The organism is Caballeronia arationis (assembly GCF_001544975.2).
In the GTDB taxonomy this organism is placed as follows: Bacteria; Pseudomonadota; Gammaproteobacteria; order Burkholderiales; family Burkholderiaceae; genus Caballeronia; species Caballeronia arationis.
The window spans coordinates 1-1,585 of sequence record NZ_FCOG02000414.1 but is presented as its reverse complement, the minus strand read 5'-3'; the positions used below and the strand labels follow the sequence as shown (position 1 = coordinate 1,585).

Annotated in this window: 1 protein-coding gene; it reads right to left on the bottom strand. The window is 60.1% G+C overall.

Annotated features, from left to right (window positions below):
* Positions 1-81 precede the first annotated feature (81 nt).
* On the bottom strand, positions 82-1,485 hold the full coding sequence (locus AWB81_RS42785; protein WP_062644611.1) for an ISNCY family transposase: 1,404 nt from the start codon (positions 1,483-1,485) through the stop codon (positions 82-84).
* Positions 1,486-1,585: the final 100 nt, after the last annotated feature.

Sequence of the window (1,585 nt, the reverse complement as noted above, 5' to 3'; positions counted from 1 at the left end):
TGTCGAGGCTATTTTGAAATGTCGGGGTTTGAGCTTTTTAGAAATGTCGGGTTTTTAGGTTGTAAATCTCACTGTAAAAGCTCATTTCTCCACCGCGGCTGCCCGTTCTCGCGCGGTACTCAAGACCGCCGCATTGAACTGCTCGCGCGTCAACTCGCGCTGCGTGCGGGTACCGACCTTGCGTTCTTTTGGCCGCGGCGCCTGACCTTGATTCGTGCGCGAGGGTGAGCCCGACGCGCGCCGGTTATCCCGCTCGGCCTGCAGCACCTGCGCGACCTGCAACGCGTGACCCAGGCGCTTATTGTCGAGCACTGCACCTTGATCGATTTCGGAAAGCCGGTCGTATTGGCGATAGGCGAGGGCCGCGCCGTTCACACGAATCTCGATGCGCCCATCCGGATACTCGAATACGTCCAGATACTGGTGAATCAGCGCACGGTTCTCCGGCGTATCGTCCAACATATAAATCACTCGGTCGTACTGCACCGTCAACACCTTGGTCACGCGGCGCGCCACCCGCGAACTCAGGACCAGGTCGAGATCTTCGTCATCACGCAATGGCCGATGCGCATTAAATGTCCCCTTCGGCACCTTGCCAAAGCGGCCATTGAAGTCGGCGATGAAGTGGGGCGCATAGGCATTGGCCGCTTCCTTGGTATCGATGCCGCGCAGTCGCAACTCTTTCACCAACCTATCCTGCAAGGTCAGATTGGCCCGCTCAACGCGTCCCTTTGCCTGGCTGCTATTGGCACACCAGGTATCGATGTTGAGCTCGTACAAGGCCCGCCCGAACTGCGTAACACCTTTGCCAGCGGCCTCGGCATGGCCGTTGCAATGGAACACGGCCGCTTTGTCGCTATAGAGCGCCGCCGGCTTGCCGTGCTGCTCAAGATACTTGCGGGTGGCCTCGAAGTAGCTGAAGGTCGACTCGGTCGCAGTAAAGTGCAAGGTCATCAGGCGGCTGGTGGCATCGTCGATGAACACCAAGAGCGTGCAGGCCGGCGCGCGTTCCTCGAACCAGCGATGATCGCAGCCATCGATCTGGATCAGCTCGCCCAGACACGAGCGCCGGTTTCTCGGCTGATGCAGTTTCGGTGGCCGCTGCTTGCGCGGGATCCACAGACCCGCATCGCGCATCCAGCGCCGTACGGTTTCCTTCGCCAACGCAACGCCGTGACATTCGCGCAGCTTCTCGCAGGCGAGCGTCGGACCAAAATCGGCGTACCGCTCGCGCACCAGCGCCATCGAGCGGGCTCGCAGGTCGACCGGCAACTCACGGTTGCTAGGCTGACCGCGCTTGCCCGAGATCAGTCCGGCCGGACCGCTCGATGCGTAACGCCGCGCGAGGCGGCTGATCTGACGCTCGCACAGTCCAAGCCGCTCAGCGGCAAGTACCATCGTCAACCGATGTTCACACACCGCCTCGATGATCTTGATGCGCTCGAGTTCATGCATAGTCGCCGTGATGAAACCACGCTCGTTCATGGCAAGCCCCTTGAAGACGCTTGCCACCAGCGTGCGCCTCAGGAGCAAAACCGGACATTTCTAATGAGCCCAAACCGGACATTACTAAAAAGCCCTGACA

Bases quoted from the DNA above. Each gene is read 5' to 3' on its own strand.
- AWB81_RS42785 (WP_062644611.1), bottom strand. From the start codon at position 1,485: ATGAACGAGCGTGGTTTCATCACGGCGACTATGCATGAACTCGAGCGC.